General features: G+C 48.6%; 11 protein-coding genes. 2 read left to right on the forward strand and 9 right to left on the reverse strand.

Annotated features, from left to right (window positions below):
- Positions 1-97 precede the first annotated feature (97 nt).
- The 7 genes from CHL76_RS05420 to CHL76_RS05450 form a co-directional block, all read right to left on the reverse strand.
- Positions 98-3,394 carry an SbcC/MukB-like Walker B domain-containing protein gene (locus tag CHL76_RS05420; protein WP_094908054.1) on the reverse strand — a complete coding sequence of 1,099 codons (3,297 nt, stop codon included), beginning with the start codon at positions 3,392-3,394 and terminating at the stop codon, positions 98-100.
- A 1-nt stretch (position 3,395) separates the two neighbouring features.
- Positions 3,396-4,553: an exonuclease subunit SbcD gene (gene sbcD, locus CHL76_RS05425; protein WP_094908055.1), complete on the reverse strand. Its 1,158-nt coding sequence runs from the start codon at positions 4,551-4,553 to the stop codon at positions 3,396-3,398.
- 25 nt (positions 4,554-4,578) lie between these two features.
- Positions 4,579-8,208, reverse strand: coding sequence for a helicase-exonuclease AddAB subunit AddA (gene addA, locus CHL76_RS05430; RefSeq protein WP_094908056.1), 3,630 nt, complete (start codon positions 8,206-8,208; stop codon positions 4,579-4,581).
- Positions 8,186-11,683, reverse strand: coding sequence for a helicase-exonuclease AddAB subunit AddB (addB, locus tag CHL76_RS05435; RefSeq protein WP_158219080.1), 3,498 nt, complete (start codon positions 11,681-11,683; stop codon positions 8,186-8,188). Before addB ends, addA begins: the two co-directional genes overlap by 23 nt.
- A 145-nt stretch (positions 11,684-11,828) precedes the next feature.
- Positions 11,829-12,152: a hypothetical protein gene (locus tag CHL76_RS05440; protein WP_079476513.1), complete on the reverse strand. Its 324-nt coding sequence runs from the start codon at positions 12,150-12,152 to the stop codon at positions 11,829-11,831.
- A 271-nt stretch (positions 12,153-12,423) separates the two neighbouring features.
- Positions 12,424-13,722: a 2-oxoglutarate dehydrogenase complex dihydrolipoyllysine-residue succinyltransferase gene (gene odhB, locus CHL76_RS05445; RefSeq protein WP_094908058.1), complete on the reverse strand. Its 1,299-nt coding sequence runs from the start codon at positions 13,720-13,722 to the stop codon at positions 12,424-12,426.
- A gap of 13 nt (positions 13,723-13,735) precedes the next feature.
- Positions 13,736-16,582, reverse strand: a complete 2,847-nt coding sequence (locus tag CHL76_RS05450; protein WP_079476515.1) for a 2-oxoglutarate dehydrogenase E1 component — start codon at positions 16,580-16,582, stop codon at positions 13,736-13,738.
- Positions 16,583-17,043: 461 nt separating this feature from the next.
- Between CHL76_RS05450 and CHL76_RS05455 the strand changes: the two genes are divergently transcribed.
- On the forward strand, positions 17,044-17,823 hold the full coding sequence (locus tag CHL76_RS05455; protein WP_094908059.1) for an HAD family hydrolase: 780 nt from the start codon (positions 17,044-17,046) through the stop codon (positions 17,821-17,823).
- A gap of 22 nt (positions 17,824-17,845) precedes the next feature.
- Here CHL76_RS05455 and CHL76_RS05460 read toward each other — a convergent pair whose 3' ends face one another.
- Positions 17,846-18,115, reverse strand: coding sequence for a hypothetical protein (locus tag CHL76_RS05460; protein ID WP_094908060.1), 270 nt, complete (start codon positions 18,113-18,115; stop codon positions 17,846-17,848).
- 128 nt (positions 18,116-18,243) lie between these two features.
- On the opposite strand from CHL76_RS05460, the gene CHL76_RS05465 reads away from it, so the two are divergent.
- On the forward strand, positions 18,244-19,581 hold the full coding sequence (locus tag CHL76_RS05465) for a YjiH family protein (protein ID WP_094908061.1): 1,338 nt from the start codon (positions 18,244-18,246) through the stop codon (positions 19,579-19,581).
- Between the two features lie 58 nt (positions 19,582-19,639).
- Here the strand turns inward: CHL76_RS05465 and CHL76_RS05470 are convergent, their stop codons facing one another.
- Positions 19,640-19,960, reverse strand: coding sequence for a hypothetical protein (locus CHL76_RS05470; protein ID WP_079476519.1), 321 nt, complete (start codon positions 19,958-19,960; stop codon positions 19,640-19,642).
- Between the last annotated feature and the right edge of the window lie 107 nt (positions 19,961-20,067).

Here is a 20,067-nt window from a genome sequence, read left to right on the forward strand (position 1 = left end):
TTTTTTGTTTAATTTTTTATGTAAAACTATTTGTAATTACAATACGGTAAATGAAATTTTACATTTTGCTTTAGAAAGCCCCTGAATCCTCAGGGACTTAAACTGTCTCCATTTCTATAGTAGAACCGCTACCACCCGGACTTGCCGGAGTCACCACCAGTCGTTTCGGCACACGCTGCTGCATATCCGGAACATGGCTGATCACCCCTACTGCTAAATACTCCCCGTGCAGATTCTCAAGGGCTTCCATTACCGTCTCGAGCAAGTCCTGGTCCAGCGTCCCAAAGCCTTCGTCCAAAAAGAAAAACTCTAATGGATGCTGGCCCTTCAGCTGTATAGACGTGGAGAGGGAGAGAGCCAGTGCGAGAGAAGTCAGAAACGTTTCGCCTCCGGATAGCGTGGAAACAGGGCGGTAGACCCCTCCATTGGCATCGTCCCGAATAACAAAAGCATTCTGTTCGTTTACTTCAATGGCATAGCGTCCTCTCGTTAATGCATGCAGCCGCTGCGAAGCTTCTCTTGTCACCTGCACCAGCTGCTCTTCAGCAAGAAACTCGACGAATTTTCTTCCTTTCATGATCTGGTCAAGCTCTGTGAGCCGTTCTTTTTCTGCCTGCATTTCGATCCGGTTCTGCTCGAGTTCCTGATAACGTTCTACCTTTCGTTTAATATCTTCAAGTTTTTCTTTAATGCCTCCGAGCGTTTCTTTGTACCGGTCCCATTCCTTCGCTGCTTCTTTGTATTGCTTCTCCCCCTCGTTAAATACGTCTTCAGTTACCCGTTCATTTTGAAGCTTTCCCTGCAGCCGGCTATGTTCATACTGCAGTTCTTTCTGTTTGGTATCAAATTCCTCCACCTGCTGCTGAAGATTCGTTTTCTGCTTTTCCGAGAGCGAATAGGCAAGCACTTCTTCCGGGCCGGAGGTTGAGTCTTTCTGCTGTTTTTGACGAAGCCATTCGGTTTCTGCCTCTTTCCATTTGGCTGCGCATTTTTGCAGGGATTCTTCACTTTCTCTACTCGAAGTGCGAGTGCGTTCCAACTCCTTTTCAGTTTCCCGCTCCTGCCTCTGCAGGGCTTCCTTTTCTGTTTCAAGCTTCTTTGCCCGCTCGTCGACTGCTTCTTTCCACTCTTGCCTGGTGCGTCCTTCGAGCTGCACATTTAACTTGTTTTCTGCTTCTTCTCTGGTTTTTGCAGCCTGCTTCCACTCGGATACTGCTACCGCTTCCACACTTTTTACCTCATAGAATTGACGCTCGCGGGCAGCGAGATCAGCACGTTTTTTTTCAAGATAATTCTGGCCCTTTTCAATACGCTGTTGGATACTTTTTATTATTTCTTTTCGCTCTTTTGCCTGTTTATACTCTTCCTCAAATTGATCCAGGCGAAGGGGAGCGAAGGATTGTTCCCACTGGTGCTTTTGTTTCTGCCATTGGTCCTGCAGACGCTCGAGCTTTCTTTTCTGCTCCTCGGCATCTGCTTTTTGCTGGTCGATTTTCATGGCAAGACGGTCTTTCCGACGTCTCCACTCCTCCCAGGAGCGATTCAATTCCTGGGCTTGCTCTTTTAACCGGTCTATCGTGGCTAATTCCGCTTCCCACCGGGTAAACACAATACCTTCCTCTATTTCTTCCGGGGAGGTTTCTTCTATTTGTTCTTTCCCGGAGGAAAGTGTGGAAACCACATGCTGCAAACTAACTTTTGTATTTTCCCACGCTGTTTTCCATTGGCGGAGTGCTTCCATTTCTTCCTGTACGTGCTCTTCCACTTCTTCATGCGGATCTGCAGTCGGCGATGGATGCTCTGTGGAGCCGCATAGCGGACATGCTTCCCCCTGTTGAAGCTCTTCTGCCAGGATTCGGAGCTGCCGTTTTTGTTCGGCTCGCTGCTTTTTTTCGACATATTTTAATTCCTGCTCAACGCGACGAATGTGCGTGGCTGCCCGGTCATACCAGTAATAGATATTCTGCGCTAATTCTCTAGAACGTGTCTGAAGCGTTTCCTCTTCTTTATCTGCATTCCTTGTTTCTTTGGCAACATCATTCAGTTTTTCTTTAGCGGCTGTGTCCTGCGTCATCTGTTCACTCAGCTGCTGATTAAGAGCATCAAGCCACTGCTTTTGTGACGAGGCTTCATCCATATCTGGAAGATGCTCTTCTTTTTTTTCAGCTGCGTTAAAGTCCTGCTTAAGCTTTTCGAGCAGCTTCTGTGCTTTTTGTTCTTCCTTCTGCAAATGAGTAACCTGAGCGGAAGCTTCCTCATACAACCGGCGCTGCTTTTCCATCTCCAAAAGCTTTTCCTTTTCAAGTTCACTAAGGCGCTGATATTCCTCTTCCAGCGTCTCAATTTGTTCGTAGCGGCGCTGCCAGTCCCGCACCAGCCGTTCTTCCTCCTCCCATCGTTTTTTATTTTCAGCAGCATTACCTTCTGCTTCCTGCTTTTTGTTTTTCGCCTTTTCGTGTGCTTTTTGTTTTTCTTTTAAGTCCTGCTCCTGCTCCCTGTGCTCCTGTGCCGCTTTTTGAAGCCGGTCAGCATACGGATAAAGCGCTTCATACATTTCATTTTCTTTTAACGTGAGCCGCTTTTTTTCTATCTCCGGCCTCGACGCTTCCCATTCTTGTATGGATGACTTCAGGTGTTCAAGCTCTTCTGTCCACTGATACTTCTGTTTAACTTCTTCGTACCGTTTCCTATACTTTTCCACCTGCTTTTGCTGCTGTTCGACAAGCTTCGTCCAGCGGGCGTGTTCTTCTTGAGCTTTCTTTAAATCTTCATTCGAAGCAGGTCCGAGTCCCTGCTGTTCTGCTTCAATATTATGTACGCCCTGCTCGGCAGTTGTTTTCCGGGATTTCACAGAAGCGATCAGCTGATTGCCGTATTTCTCCAGATGAAACAGCCGTTCAAGCATTTTGCTGCGATCGCTGCCCCCTAAATGAAGAAATTCAGCAAATTTCCCCTGGGGGAGCACCACAGCACGCGTGAAATCATCGAGGGTCAGCCCGAGAAGCTCTTCAATTTTTTGATTGACCGCTTTTGTTTTTTCCGCGAGCACTACCGGCTCCTCTGTTTGATCGGTTAATCGGCACAGCTTTCCAGCCATTGTCGCTTCCCCGGTACGTTTATAATGGCGCTCGATATGATACACTGACGGCCCAAGCGAGAACATAAAGGAAACCCGCAGTTCGTTCTCCGACTGGTTCATGATCCCTTCGGTTTTCGAAGCCCGCTCGACATTTCCATATAACGCTAGCGTCATTGCGTCCAACAGTGATGATTTTCCGCTGCCAGTCGGCCCAAAGATGCCGAACACTCCATTTTCGCAAAGCGTTTTAAAATCTACGGTCTGTTTTTGGCGAAAACTATGCAAGCCTTGAATCTGCAGTTGTAATGGTTTCATTTTATCCGTCCTCTTGCTGAATAAGTTCTAAAAAAAGATTTGTCACTGACGGGTCAGGCACCGCCCCACCGGACTGTTTTTCATAAAAGCGTTCAAACAGCTGATCGATGGGGATATGTTTTTTGCTTTCCACCGGTTCAAGCTCCTGGCGGGAATAGACCGGGCGGATCGTCAGCAGTCCAGTATGCTTCGTTCTCAGGGCATGGATATCTTCAATGGAGAGCTGATTTTCCACATATACATCCACCTCCACCCAGGCGTTCCAGTCCCGCTGTTCCTCCACCCACTGCTGCAGCTCCGCGAGCCCGTTCTTTGCCTTCCATATACTGAGCGGTTTGCCTGCTGTTAAAGGAATAGTAGAAATCTGCGCTTCACTTTGGCTATCATTTGTATCTATAATTGTTACCGACTTCTGCTGGCCTGCTTCGGAAAAGCTGTAAGCAAGCGGGGAGCCTGAATACCTTGCCGGCCCTGCTGCTCCCCTAACATCCTGAGGCCGGTGCATGTGGCCAAGAGCCGTATAGACTGCGTGCTCGGGAAGGCTGTCAGCAGTGACAGTGTAAGCTCCCCCTACTTCGATCGGACGCTCTGAATCAGTAGAGTCGCTGCCGGCAATAAATAGGTGGCTCATGCCTATAAGAATATCCTCCGGACGCCGGGAGGATGCAAGCCGCTGAAAAATTTCCCGGACTTTTTGATTGTAGGCGTCCCGTAGATCTATTTCTGTTGCTTCCTCCATAAATGCCTGCTTCAATCTTGATTCCGACGGGTATGGAAGCGTCTGCACGTACAGCCGTTCTTCTGAGAGCGGGACTACCACCGGTTCGATACCAGGATAACCACGCAAATGAATACCGTGTTTCCGAAGCAGTGTCCGTGACGCTGCCAAGCGTTCCGGATGATCATGATTGCCGGCAATGACTATAACCGGCACCCGTCCGTTATCACTCATTCTGGCCATCGCTTCATAAAACATTTCTTCTGCAGCGGCAGGCGGGTTGACAGAGTCAAACACGTCCCCTGCCATCAGGACCGCATCGATCTTTTCTTCTTCAATAATCTGAATCATTTCCTCAAGGATACGCTGCTGTTCTTCAAGTCTCGAACGCCCCTCTAGCGTCCGTCCTAAATGCCAGTCGGCGGTGTGCAGTAAGCGCATAAACTCCTGCCTCCTTTCCTTTCTTTCATTGGCCGTTCATGGAAATGGCCTGCATGCCGTCGAAGGCGAAAATATAAGCTTCTGATATAGCCGTCTTCCATATGCTCTCCAGCGACGAGCGGTATAAATCAAGCTGAGTCTGGTAGCGTTCCCGCAAAAATTCCTGCTGCTGCAGCGGGTTTCCTGGAAATCGGGATTGTACCCGGTCCGTTTTATAATCAATAAGTACCCAACGGCCATCCGCTTCCTGGATCACGAGGTCTGCCACTCCCTGGAGAAGCTGCCGGTTTTCAAGCCCTGCCTCGGTTACTCCAGCTGTAATAGGAACTTCTTTCTGCACTTTTTCTGCCGCCAGGACACGCCGGCCCAAATCAGTGTCAAAAAAGGCGATGACCGCAGCAGTATCAACGCTTTCTGCCTGCGCAGACGTTATATATTCTTCATCCACCAGCCTCCGCAGCAGCCGCTGCACCCGTTCTTCATCAGGGGCTCCAGTAAAAGCCAGCTGTTCCATAACAATATGAAGAACGGTTCCTTTTTCTGCCGGACTCACCGCTTCTTCCATCATAAATGATGGTCTTCTTGCATAAGTTGATGTGAACGTAGTCGCGTGTCGCTGCTCCGCCTGAGGATCCTCCGAGCGCCGCTTCCATTCGCTTACTGAAATTTTGGCTGCGTGCCTCGTGTCTGCCTCATATTTATAACGCCAATACATACGGCGCCGGACTTCTTTGCTCCACTCCTCGCCTGCAGGTACCTCTTCTTTATCCTTAACCGCCTGAAGCCAGCCGGCTGTCTCCGTCTCTTCCTGCACTGAACCAATCTGCAGGGTGGATGCCGGCACAATATGGACCCTCCAGGTGGAATTATCCCTCAGGTTTCTGCTTGTCCGCTGCTCTAATGGGTCTACATCGGCGTGCTGCAACAGCACAGGCATCAGCCAGTCAAATGCATGCTGGGCCTCCAGACGGTCATGCAGTTCAAGAGTGTTCCCCGCCTGGGCACTTTTCTGCTCCCATTCTTCGAATTTCTTCTCCACTCGCTGCATCGAGCTTACGAGGACTAATTTTTCTTCCGCTCTTGTGAACGCTACATAGAGCACACGCAGTTCTTCGGCAAGGCTTTCTGTTTTCATTCGGTGCTTAATCGCCGCATGCGGAAGGGTCGGCCAACTGATGCGTTGTGTTGGATCTACGTATTTCATACCGATGCCAAGCTCTTTATGAAAGAGCAGCGGCTGCCGTTGATCCTGCACGTTAAAGCTTTTTTGCAGACCGGCAGCATAAACAATGGGAAACTCCAGGCCTTTGCTTTTGTGGATGCTCATAAATCGTACGACATCTTCCTGTTCCCCAAGCGCTCGCGCTGTGCCCAGGTCTTCTTTTCGGTTCTTCATGCCTTCAATAAAGCGGAGGAAGCGGAAGACACCACGAAAAGATGTCGATTCATACACCCGGGCACGCTCATACAGAGCAAGCAGATTTGCCCGTCGCTGCTTACCTCCATGCAGACCGGAGCAGAAATCCAAATAGCCGGTTTCTTCGAGCAGTGCCCAAATGAATTCTGACAGTGGTTCGTATTTGGAGCGGCTGCGCCAGCCTTCAAGCTGCTCCAAAAAAGCCTGGGCCCGGGCCTGCATGCTGGAGGAACCAGCAGCTGCCAGCTCTACACACTGATAAAAAGAAGCACTTTTGTCCTCAAGTCGTACCTGGGCGAGCATTTCTTCATCCCAGCCGATGATCGGCGACCGGAGCACAGCGGCGAGCGGAATATCCTGCAGTGGGTTATCAATAATCTGAAGCAGGGAAATCATAATTTGAATTTCAACTGCCTGAAAATATCCTCCGGACACTTCCGCGTACACAGGGATGCCATACGCCTGCATCTCTTCCATCATTTCGTTTACCCAGGGCATCGACCGCATTAAGATCACGTGGTCCCGGTACACCGGCCGGCGTTTTTCCCCTGTTTCCTGGTCCGTCACCCAGCCATTCTGCATTGAAAGACTGATCGCCTGGGCAATCCACCTGGCCTCTGCCCGGGCATTAGTCAGCTCTGCCGCCTGCGGATCCTGGTCTGCGACATTTTCCTGATCTATAACAGCTACCTCAGTTTCAATATTTCCTATGTCCGGGTACTGATCGTTGCCCCATTTTAATTCTGCCTGTCCGTCGTAGGCAATCCCGCCGAGATCGTTATCCATCAGTTGGCGGAATAAGTAATTGACAGCATCAAGCACCTGGCGGCGGCTGCGGAAGTTTTTATCAAGCATGATCCGTTCACCGTCATCGCTTTCTCCGTACCGCTGGTATTTTTCTAAAAACAGGTCCGGCTCTGCCAGCCGGAAACGGTAAATGCTCTGCTTAACATCCCCGACCATAAACAAATTATTACCAGAAGCAAGCTGATTGACGATGTTTTCCTGCACGAAGTTTGTATCCTGGTACTCGTCCACGAGTACTTCCTGGAAAAAACTGCGATAATGCTCCGAAGCTTCTTCAAAAGCCAGAATCTGCAGGCATGTATGTTCCAGATCGGAAAAGTCCATCATCGCCCGTTCCTTTTTTATCTGGTAGTACCTTTCACTAAACACCTGCACCAGCCGGCACAGCTCCCGGACCGAGGGATGGAGAGAAGCAATATCACTCAACGCGTCTTCCGGGTTTTCGGCTCCCATTTCCTCCTGCAGTTTTTGAATTACTTTTTTGGCTCCGTCCCGGCCGTTTTTTACCTGTTCCCTTCGTTCAGGAGCCACCTCTTCTTCCTTTTTTCCCGCCAGGCGTTTAAAGGTGAATGCAGCCAACGTCTGCTGCAGATCCTTCCACGTCTGAGCTTCAAGAGCCTTCCGACACGTTTCAAGCTCATTCTGCAGGAGAGCGAGGTTTGCTTTTGGCCCATCCGGCTGCTCTGCAGCTGCAATTGCATTTTCGTATTTGCGGGCCGCCCCGGCCAGCGAGGTCTTTGCCTGCTGTATCATTTCATGGCCCCATGGCAGTTCTTCGACCGACCTGCTTCCGTCTGTCCGGTATTGATCGGCCACTTCCCGAAGCCATCCCGACGGGTCTGCATGAGCCCGGGAATACTGGAACAGCCGGAGCACTGCTTCGCGCAGCGAGTCGTCGCTCCGATCTTTATTCAGCCGGTCAGCAAGCAGGACAAAATCATCGTTATCCTCGCCGGCATAATTTTCCTCAAGCAGTTCCTCAAGCAGTTCCTCCTGAATCATCGCCCCCTCATTCTGGTCCATAATCCGAAATTGGGGATCCACATCCACCAGATAATAATACGTGCGGATGACGTTCATACAGAACGAGTGCAGGGTGGAGATGGACGCCCGGTTCAAAAGCGCCAGCTGCCTGCGGATATGCAGATTGGCAGGCTCTGCTTTCAATTGTTCCTCGAGCGCTTTGCCTACTCTTGTCTTCATTTCTGCAGCGGCTGCATTAGTGAATGTTACGATCAACAGACGGTCTACGTCTACCGGGTTTTCTGCCTGTGTAATTTTTCGAATCACCCGTTCAACCAGCACAGCGGTTTTCCCGCTCCCCGCTGCAGCCGAAACTAAAATATTTGCTCCTTCTGCCTGAATTGCTTCCCACTGGCTGTCCGTCCAACGGGCATCTGTCGGTTTTTCAGGAATGGTCCTCAGACTCATCGTTTTCCTCCTCCTGGAACAGCGTCTCCCATTTCATGCCACCGCTTCGAAAGCTCCGGAACTCGTTGCCCGGGAACCCGCGGTCAAACTGGCATACAGAATGAAATTCACAGTAGTCACATGCTTTTTTTTGCTTCATTTGAAAAGGTTTAATACTCGTATCGCCGGAGCTCAGTTGTTCGCCGATAGCACGGATTTTTTCGCGGATATGCCCGCGAAGGCGTTCAAACTGTTCTTTTGAAACTACTGGCGATTGTTTATTAAATTCTCCGCCTTTAGTCAGACGTGCTGGAACGATAAATGAATCGGTTTCCGATTCAAGCCGCTCATCCATCATTTTAGCAATGCCGGGATCATCAGGAAGAATCCCTTTCATCCGGAACTGCTTCATCATTTCCTGTTCAATATCTTCCGGTGACCAGGATCTTCCCGCCTGAATAATCGGGTTATGGACGTTAAAATATAGCACCCCCGCAGGGTCTGCTTTCGTTCCGAGCCACTCTTCCGAAAACGACAGCACCACGTCCAAATATACAAGCATCTGCAGCGCCAGCCCGAAAAATACTTCTTCCGGACGCAGATCTTTTTCACTGGATTTGTAATCAATCACCCGCAGCAGCACTCCACTGTCCGATACAGCCTGATCAACGCGGTCAATTCTCCCTGCCACTTCCATCTGTGTGCCATCAGCCAGTTCAAATAGAAGCGGCGGAATTTCTTCGCTCGGTCCAAAGCCTACTTCAAGCCCAATAGGAGAAAAACGGCTTGATTTAGCCTGTTGGCTCAAAACCATCGAAGCCCGCTGCACGGTCTCTTCAAGCTTTTTCAGTAAATACTGGTGTCTGGAATTGCTTAAAAGAATCTGCCGCTGAATCGCCGGAGCCAATTCATGCACAGCTTCTTCTGCATAGTCACGGGCATTTTGCTCGGAAAGCTCCTCCCATGTCCGGCCGTCCCGGTACACTGCTTTTGTCACGTCTTTTAAAGCCGCATGGAACAGCTGCCCGATATCCGGTGCTTCAAGCTTGTACAACTGTCTTTCCTTGAGTTTTAATCCGTATGAAGCAAACTGCCGGAAAGCACAGGCTTCATACTGTTCCATCCGCGACACGCTTGTTTTCATTTTTCGGCCGTACAATTCCCGGGTCGTTTCCCTGGAAAGGTCCACGGCTTCATTGCGGTAAAACAGGCTCTTAGTCAGTTTTTCAAGACGGTTGTGTTTAACAAAAACATTATAGACGCTCCACCAGAGGCCTGCCACTTCCTCGCCCTGTTTACAGCGTTCGAGTTCCCCAATTAAAAAACTCATTGTTTTCATAGAAGCATTCACAAAATGCAGCTGCTGGTCTTTCGGGTAAACGCTTGGTTCATTTTGAACCAGGATTGGCGCCTGGTCCGGGAACATATCCAGCAGCTGCTGGATCACGATCGAAGGCTGCAACCGTTTCCCTTCTTCATCTGCCATCGGATAGCTGACAATCAGCTTGTCCGCTGGCATGCTCATCGTACGGTAAATGAGAAAATTTTCATTCAAAAGCTTTGCCTCACCGCTTTCTTCAAGCTCGATTCCGCGCTGCTCCAGCCAGGCACGGTCTGCCTCCTGCAGCATGCTGCTCTCTTCGAGTGCGGCCGGAAGTATGCCTTCATTCACGCCAAGCAAGTATACCACTTTAATACCGAGCAGGCGTGAACGTTCCATATCAGCTGCCGTTACCTGATCGAGGGAAGGCGGAACAATCGAAAATGTAGCTTTTGTAAGGCCCGCTTCCATCATCTGTTGAAACGTCTGCATCCCTGCTTTGTCATTACCAGCAACTTCTACCATCTGCTCAAGCAGTTCCACCATCATGTCCCAGATCTGTTCGTGCTCTCTCGCCATTTCCAGGCGATTATGCCGGAGGCAGTCATCACGCATCGTTTCAAGCTTTTCCGGAATCCGCAGCTCCTCCAAAAATGTAAATAGCGCCCCCGCTTTCCCTCGTACGGTGTCCGCTTGTTTCAAGCGGGCCTGCAACGAGAACAACGGAGCGCTTAACCGCATCCGCGTGTGATGAATATCCTGCTCGATTTCGTAGTTGTCTTTATGCTCCCACTCGTCCTCCACATTTGTGGCATGGTACCGGTACACCCACCGTTCTTCGCTTTTCCAGTCTTTTTCTTTGATATTTCGTGCGAGCACATAGTTTTCCAGAAAGTCTACCTGTTTTCTCGCTTCTGCCCAGGACTCCTGCACGTCAAAGAGCATATCTGTCTTAAATGTGCGAAACACCGACTCATATCTCCAGCGTTCTGCAATTGTTTCAAGCGCCGAACGAATAAATTCTACCACCGGGTGGTTTAATACGGGACGTGTTTCATCCACGAACACAGGAATACGATAATCATGAAATACAGTTTCAATGATGTGATTGTAATCCCTGGGATTTCTGGCGACCACTGCAATGTCTTCATACCTGTAGCCGTCGTCCCGGACGAGCGCTGCGATATCCCGGGCACATTCTTCTACTTCGGTCCGGCGGTTGACCGCATTTTTAACTGTAATAGCTTCGCCAGCACGAAGTGTTTTATAAGAACGGTTTTCCATAAATCTTTCTAAATGCTGTAGTGCTTCGTTTTTAGTTGATGCGCTGTCGTTGAACCAGTATGGCTTGTTCACCGGCACTGCATGTTCTTCTGCCAGGGCGCTTAGCTGATAATACGTTTTTGTTGTCTGCCTGAACATATCCGGGGCGGGATGAGCCTCTTCCTTATTTGTCAAATCATCGAGCGTCAACGCCACCCGGACGCCTTGTGAATACTGGAGCAGCTGCTCGACCACTGCCAGTTCCTGCGGCGTGAACCGATGAAAGCCGTCAATATATATGACGGCATCTGCGATATACTCAGATGCAGACACCTTTTCGGTCAGCCAGAACAGCTGCTCTTCGCTGCCAATGTACCGGTCGCCGATGACTTTATCCATCTCCTCCCAAATCAACAGAAGATCCTGAAGCTTTGCTGTTAAAATACGATCAGCCCCGGTTGCCCCGCTATTTTCCAATTCTTCCACCATACCGTGCATAGCCGCTTTCGACACGTTATGGGTTTTCCATTCCGTGATCACGTCATCCACCTGGTCAATGAACCCGTCCGTATAACTTGAGGTTTCGTACAGTCGAAAATGCTTACGCTGCTCACTGATAACCTTTCGAATCAGCATCTGCTTGCCTGTTTTCTGGAGAGCTGTTTTTGCTGCTCCGCCTGTTTCCTGAAAAATTTTCCATGCCAGCCTGGGAAAACTGTAGACCTGGGCTCGCGTCATTCCTTTTTCCGACAAGTGGACTAGCTGCTGTTCCACTTGAAATGTCATTTGGTCAGGGGTAATAACGATTACCGGCGGCCCGTTGGGGTCACTGGTAATCATTTCGTTAATTTCATGATATATGGCGGTGGACTTCCCCGTTCCGGAACGCCCAAGGTAAAATTGTAGGCTCATGAACATTCTCCTCTACCGGATTAAAAACCGGATCATATGTTTGGTTTTATTATATCAGATTTTTATTTTTTTGTTTAACTTGGTATGTGAAATTAAAAAAATGATTAATAAAAACGCCCTGGCTGCAGGGCGTTTTTTGATAGTATTAGGAAACAGCGTTTGCTGTTTTTTGAGGTTTGCTGAATCGCTTCACGCCTGCACAATTAAGATGTTCGAACGGACCGAATCCATGGAGGAATAGGCGCAATTCTTTTTTCAACTGTAGGCGTTCATGTACGTACACAGAGATATCTTCAAATTGGTAAAGCGTATATGTAGCAGTTTCAGCAGGGCTTCCTACCTGTACTACCGTATCAACTGGGCCTTTGTCTTTTTTCTGATTCCAAAAATAAAATGGGTCCAGCGTAACTACGCCTCCATCTCTTCTAATACGCGCAGCTGTTTTTCGGTCCATTTTAATATTGCTCATACTATCCCTCCTTGATATATCGCGTTCTCTTAACGATCACAAAGCGATTATATCAATAGGTACAAGATGTACGCAAGCGTTATTTAAAGAAAAAATCATTTATTTTTACTTCACCTCTAATTTTACGAAGAAATAGCTGAAAATCAGGTTTTATCGCAAATTATCAAAAAATGTGGTTTTTTACTCCCATGGTTTCGCACATTCATCATCCACCTGTTACTTATTTCCATAGAAAAAAGCCCGCGATCAGCGGGCTTTTTTTCCTCGGATATTAGCCTTCAAGGAGAAGGTTTTCCGGATCTTCAAGCAGCTGCTTAAGCGTTACGAGAAAACTCACTGCTTCTTTTCCATCTACGATACGGTGGTCGTATGAGAGGGCTGTATACATCATTGGGCGATTCTCCATCGTATCCTGGTCAATGGCTACCGGGCGCCACTGAATAGTGTGCATTCCGAGTATGCCAACCTGGGGAGCGTTCAGGATTGGAGTCGACAGCAGGGAACCAAACACGCCGCCGTTCGTAATCGTAAATGTACCGCCCTGGAGATCTTTCAGGGTTAATTTATTGTCCCGGGCTTTTAAGGACAGGTCCATAATCTCCTGTTCGATTTCGGCAAATGTTTTGCGATCGGCGTCCCGGACGACAGGCACCACGAGGCCATCATCAGTGGAAACAGCCATACCGATATCATAAAATTGTTTTTTAATTACTTCTGTTGCCTGAATTTCTGCATTTAATAGCGGGTATTTTTTCAGTGCAGCAATAACACCCTTCGTGAAGAAAGACATAAATCCGAGGCGCACGTCGTGCTGCTCCTGGAACGTATCCTTCCGGCGCTTTCTCAGGTCCATAATTGCTGACATGTCCACTTCGTTAAATGTAGTCAGCATCGCCGTTTCCTGCTGGACTTCCTTCAGGCGGCTTGCAATTGTCTGGCGGCGGCGGGACATTCTAATACGCTCGACCGGCTTGCCTTCGAACTCATCCTTTTCACTTTTAGCCGCAGGTTTTTCAGGCTGTTTTTCCTCTTTTTTGCTGCTGCCTTTTACTTCCTTATCCACATCTTCTTTACGGACACGTCCCTTTGGATCACTTCCGGCCACTTCGTTCAGGTCAATGCCTTGTTCGCGCGCGTATTTGCGCACTGATGGGGAAGCAACCGGACGGTCAGCCGGAGATTCTTCTTTCGCTTCCTCTTTTGTTCCTTGTTCAGATTCAGATGCTGCCGGTTCTTTGGAATCTTCCTGTTTTTCTTCCTGTTTCGCTTCGCTTTCTTTTTCAGGGGCCGCTTCTTCCGAACTTTTTTCTTCTGAGCTTCCGCCGCCCGCTTCGCCGTTTTCATCCACTACAGCAATTACTTCGCCGACTTCCACGTTGTCGCCTTCTTCTTTCAGCAACTCCTGGAGGACACCAGATTTTTCCGATGGGATTTCCACATTTACTTTATCGGTTTCGAGTTCAGCAATGTTTTCTCCTTGTTCGACTTTATCGCCTGGCTTTTTTAACCATTCTGCAATTGTTCCCTCTGTAACGGATTCACCTAGTTCTGGTACTTTGATCTCTGCCATGACTGCGTCCTCCTTATTCGTTTCCTTTTAGGGCTTCCTGAATAATGCGGTTTTGCTCTTTTTTATGAATCGTGGGATCGCCCTCTGCCGGACTTGACCTTCTGCGGCGTCCAATATAGTCCACCGTTGTCCCTTTTGGAGCCAGATTATGCAGAAGCGGGTACATATAAGACCATGCGCCCATGTTCTTCGGCTCCTCCTGGACCCATTGAATCGATTTTACGTTTGGATAAGCTGTTAAAATATCTCGAATTTCTTCTTCCGGGAACGGGTAGAGCTCTTCGACGCGGACGATATGAATATCACTCGGCACTTCGCCTTCAGCCAGTGCTTCATGCAGATCAATTGTCATCTTTCCGGTGCCTACAAGCAGACGTTTAACTTTCTTTTTATCTTTACCAGTCAATGGATCCTCTACTACAGACTGGAAAGAACCTTCTCCGAAAGCTTCGGGTTCACTTGCTACGGTCTGATTACGCAAAAGACTCTTTGGCGTCATAAGCACAAGGGGACGCATCTCGTCTTTTCCGAGAAATTCCGCCTGGCGCCGAAGCAGGTGAAAATACTGGGCTGAACTTGACAGATAAGCAACATTCCAGTTGTTTTCTGCCGAGAGCGTCAGGAAGCGTTCAAGCCGGGCGCTCGAGTGTTCCGGTCCCTGTCCCTCATAGCCGTGGGGGAGCAGAAAGACCATACCTGATTTTTGTCCCCACTTGGCCCGGCCTGCAGATACAAACTGATCGAATATTACCTGGGCAGCGTTGCCGAAATCACCAAACTGGGCTTCCCATAATGTCAATGTTTCAGGAGCCTGCACGTTATAGCCGTATTCAAATCCGACAATGCCGTTTTCAGAAAGCGGGCTGTTATAGAGTGCAAAAGCCGCGTTCGCTTTCGAGAATGTATGCATCGGAGAATAAATGTCGCCATTTTTATGGTCATGCAGCACCAGGTGTCTCTGTGCGAATGTACCACGCTGGGAATCCTGGCCCGTCAAGCGCACCGGCGTCCCGTCAGCCAGGATTGTCGCAAAAGCTAATGCCTCAGCGTGGCCCCAATCCACTTTGCCGTCTTCTTCCATTGCCGGACCGCGGCGCTCAAGGATTTTTCTTAATTTCGGGAATACGTTAAAGTTTTCCGGCCAGGTAATAAGCTCCTGGTTAATTTCTTTGAGCTCGTTTAAATCATAGCCGGTTTCTACTTTTGGAAGGCGTTTCTCCACTTCTTCCGGCACTGGCCCGATCTCAGTTTCTGTTTCTTTATCTTCTGCTACTTTATTGTATTGGTCCCGCAGGTGATTCATCGTATCTTCTTTCAGCTGATCTGTTTCGGATTTACTCCAGAATCCGATTTCGTCCAGATAGTTCGCATAATGCTCACGCACGGTCGGATGCTCCCGGATCAACCCGTATAAGTAAGGCTGGGTCGCCGCTGGTTCGTCCGTTTCGTTATGGCCGTAACGGCGGTAGCCAATCAAGTCAATCAGGAAGTCTTTGTTAAATTTGTTTCTGTATTCGTAAGCAAGCTGCACAGCTGCGAGACATGCCTCCGGTTCATCCGCATTCACATGGATAACCGGGATTTCATACCCTTTAGCCGGATCACTCGAATAGGTAGTGCTTCGTGCATCATGCGTATCTGTCGTAAAACCGAGTTGGTTATTGGCAATGACATGCACAGTTCCACCCGTCTGGTACCCTTTCAACCGGCTCATGTTTAAGGTTTCCGTTACAACACCTTCACCGGGGAAAGCTGCGTCCCCGTGCACCAAAATAGCCATGGCTTTAGAACCGTCCTGCTGTGGAAAGCCCGGTTCGCTGACATCGTCCTGTGCCGCCCGTGTATAGCCCTCCACAACCGGGTTTACATATTCCAGGTGGCTTGGATTGTTTGCCAGGGAAATACGGGACTCAAAGGATTCCTGGTTAATGTTTTTATCCGCACCCAGGTGGTACTTAACGTCCCCGGTCCAGCCGTAGTTAATCCCGACCGACCCTTCAGAAGGCACGAGATCTTTATTCGGAGAATGCTGAAACTCGGAAAAAATTAAATCATATGGCTTGCCGATAACCTTAGCGAGAACGCTTAACCGTCCCCGGTGGGCCATGCCGATCATAATATTTCTTGCGCCGTCCTGCATCGCGCTGTGTGTGAGCTCTTCCATAATAGGAGCGAGGATGTCGATCCCTTCTATAGAAAAACGTTTTTGCCCGACGAATGTTTTCTGCAGAAACTGTTCAAACGCTTCTACTTCTGTAAGGCTTTTCAGCAGTGCTTTGCGCTTATCGTCCGAGACAGCACTGTAAATTTCGCCGGACTCCACTTTGCGGTTAAGCCAGCGATGTTCTTCCACATCGTGTACGTGGTCGAATTCAAACGCGATGGTTTTAGTGTACATCTGTTTTAAATGCTCAATTGCTTCAAGTCCGTCAGCCACTGATGCCGGAGCGTCCGGGCAGAGAATTTCCTTCGGAATCGTGCGAAGATCCTCTTCGCTTAATCCGTACTCTTCAATTCGTAAAAACGATGTTTCTCCGTTTGGTTCCTGCAGCGGGTTAATATCCGCAGACAGATGGCCATGAATACGAATGTTTTCAGCAAGCTTGACGGCATGCGCGATTTTTTCCATATTAAGTCCGGCACCGACTGCCTGGTCTTTTTCGTCCACAGCAGGAGCATAACTGACTGCTGCTTCCCCGTTTGAAGAGGGCGGGCCGTACTGGTCAAACCAGCTTTTGATATCCGGATCTACATCTTCCGGATTTTCTTTATATAGGTCGTATTGCTCCCACATATAACCCAGATTGGGACCATAAAATTCCTGCCAGGCTTCTTCAGCCCTGGATTGATGCTTACTCATCGAGTGATACCCCCAGCTTATGTGATCAATAAGTTTTCCAAACTAACATATTAGTCGTGTATTATCTATGAAAGTGAACCATTGGAATGGAGTTTCCACCATCACTTCCCTTCTTCGACTCAACCAATTCTTCGAGAACATGTCTTTTCATAAATCAGACATATTTTAACATGCTTAAAGCAGTTGCTCAAAACCGTACACAGTCAAGTATACGTAAAATATGTATGTTCCTCGCTGCAGGAGGCCGAAAATTCACCTGATTCCCGTTTCAAGGCACCTTTAGAGCGGCGTTTCTTATGAAGCGTTCTCACACACCTACATTGTACACTAATTCTTTTCACTTGACAGTCCCTAAACTGAATTATTTGCTTTTCAGTACGGCGCGGCATATTTCTTTTTCTTAAACAATAATCGCTGTGCTATGATTTATACATACTTTTTACTTTCACGGGGGAATTTTTATGAAGACACTTATCTTTGATTTGGACGACACCCTGCTTTGGGACAAAAAAAGCATCTCCGAGGCCCTGCGTGCTACAGCCTTCGACGCTGAGATACGCACCGGGGTAAAAGCGCCGCTGCTCGTGGAAACTGTGAAGCAGACAGCACCCGAACTCTACAAGAATCTCTCTGTGTATGACTTCACTAAAACCATCGGTATTAACGCATTCGAAGGTCTCTGGGGACATTTTGACGATATCGAGCACCGGCGCTTTCAAGAAATGAGCCGGCTTATTTCCTCTTACCAGAAGGAGACCTGGACAAGGGCGCTTTCGGCCCACGGTATTTATCAGCCGGAGACAGGGGAATGGCTGAAAAATCGTTTTATTATGCACCGGCGGCACCTTCCCTACGTCTACTCCGATACTTTTGAAGTACTCCACACGCTAAAGGACCAGTATCAGCTGCTTATGCTTACTAACGGCTCCCCGAGCCTGCAGCGGCTGAAGCTCTCCCTGACTCCAGCCCTGGTGCCTTTTTTTGATCATATTATTATCAGCGGCGAATTCGGAGTTGGAAAGCCCGACCCTTCCATATTTACTCATGCGCTCCGGCTTGCCGGCAGCGATCCCGAGAATACATTAATGATCGGAGACAATATGAACACCGATATTTCCGGGGCCAAAAACGCCGGCATCAGCAGCGCCTGGATCAACCATGACGGCAGCATCCCGGCACACGACTTCCGGGCTGACCATGAACTAGCGTCACTTGGGGAGATTCTTCATATTCTGCGCTGAGCCTCTGCCTGCTCTGTGTAGCTTATAAAAACGGTCGCAGCTTTTTAACATATCGTTTCACACGGAAGAGCACCTCACGCTGTACCGCCGGGCGGGGAATCTGGGAGGCCACTGCTTTTACGTCAGGATAAACTCCGTAAGCATGATAAGCAACCGGTATGAGGGCTTCAAATAGTATATCGCCGTGTTCCCGGTGGATGACTTCAGTTTTCACCTCCGCTATATGTGTCCGGAGCTCATCCTCTGGTTCTTTTAAATAAACGGCTTCAATATCAAAAATGTATTGCGGCATAGCCTGTTCGTTTCTCCTTTCCAGATGAAGGGTAAAAATATTCTTTGCAAATGGCGGCTTTCGTGTTAATTTAGTACAATGTTTGTAGTAATTATACATAAAATTGTATGAATATCGAGGTGAAGAAAATGAGTTCCACCCCATCCAATCGGGCGTCCCACGCCCTTAAGTTTATTATCCCTTCGTTGATCGGGATTTTCTTATTTATGGTTCCTATTTCTACCGACGCCGGCTTAACTGTTCCGGTGGCCCTTCTTGCCGGGTGGCTCGAAACAATGCTAAGCGGCATACTGCCCGCTCTGGGCGTTATTTTCATTGGCATTTCCGTAGCCGGCGCCATCATTGCCAGATTTCGGCCGTTCTCTTCAGGCATTGCTGTTTCATTGTTTCATGTAACGAACGGCTGGCTTTTCATCCGGATCTTAGGCTTTCTGTTTGCCTTTTTAACATTGTTTCAAATCGGCCCTGACTGGCTTATCGGGGATGCCACCGGCGGTCTCCTTCTTTATTCCCTAATACTGCTTTTAATTACCGTCTTCTTTTTCGCCGGTTATTTCCTGCCGTTTCTGCTTAATTTCGGCCTGCTCGAGTTTTTCGGCTCCATCCTTACCATTCTGATGCGCCCGTTATTTACGCTTCCGGGTCGTTCGTCGATTGATGGTCTTGCTTCCTGGCTGGGAGATGGAACCATCGGAGTGCTTTTAACAAGCCAGCAGTATGAAAGCGGCCATTACACACAGCGGGAGGCTGCAGTTATCAGTACGACGTTCTCGGTGGTCAGCATCACCTTCACTATCACCATTCTCGGTGAGTTGGATCTGCTTGCCTACACCCTGCCGTATTACCTCACCATCGTTGCTGCAGGTGTCGTATGCGCACTCATTATGCCCCGTATTCCTCCGCTTTCCCGGAAGAAGAACGAGTATTACAACCAGCAGCCTGCAGACGAGATTGCCAATGGCCAATCAGGCAAGAACCCTGTCGTTTCCGGGTGGGAAAAAGCGCTCCATAAAGCTTCCCACACCCGCTGGTCTTCCGTCCTGGTCAGCGGCACAAAAAACGTACTCGACATGTGGATCAGCGTGATCCCAATTGTCATGGGCCTTGGTACTATTGCTGTTGTAATTGCTGAATCCACGCCGCTGTTCGCGTGGCTTGGGGCCCCGTTTGTTCCGCTCCTGCAGCTCATGCAGGTCCCGGAAGCTACAGTAGCCAGCGAAACGATGCTCATTGGCTTTGCGGATATGTTTCTGCCGGCTATTCTTGGCACGGACATTGAAAGCGAAATGACCCGCTTTATTATTGGGGCTTTATCGGTCAGCCAGCTTATTTATATGTCCGAAGTCGGCGGCCTGCTGCTTGGCAGTAAGCTTCCTGTCCGATTTGCCGATCTTGTTCTCATCTTTTTGGAAAGAACCATTATTTCACTCCCAGTTATTGTTCTTATTGCTCATTTCATTTTTTAATACAGCGGCAGGAGACAAAAAAGCTATAAAAAGCCGGCGGAGGGCTCCGCCGGCTTTTTTATGCTTCAGTACGCTGTTTTCCGTACCATTCATCAAGCACTTTTGCATCGAGTACCTTGCTTTCAATAAAGTTCTGCTGCTTTGTTTTAAATTCTTTCTGCCAATTAATATTCAGCTCTTCTGCAAGCTCTACAGTGGTAAGCAGCTCCTGCCAGGCTACGTAACGTTTGTACCAGAAAAACTGCGGCTGTTCATTCATATAAGGATACAAATCGTCAAAAGCTGTGTGTTTACAGTCGATGGTGCGTTCAAATTGAGTTTTTGCTTCCTGCAATTTGCCGGCAAAAAACGTGCTGAGGTTTGTTTCGTTTTGACTCATCAGTTCTCCATCCCTTCTGTTATTTACCTATATTCTGCCACAGAAACGCCTGTTCGAAAAGAATTAAGTTCATCCTGATCTTTCCAGAAAACAAAAAGCGCTGCGGA

Origin of the sequence: Marinococcus halophilus (assembly GCF_002265875.1) — a bacterium.
Taxonomy (GTDB): Bacteria; Bacillota; Bacilli; order Bacillales; family Marinococcaceae; genus Marinococcus; species Marinococcus halophilus.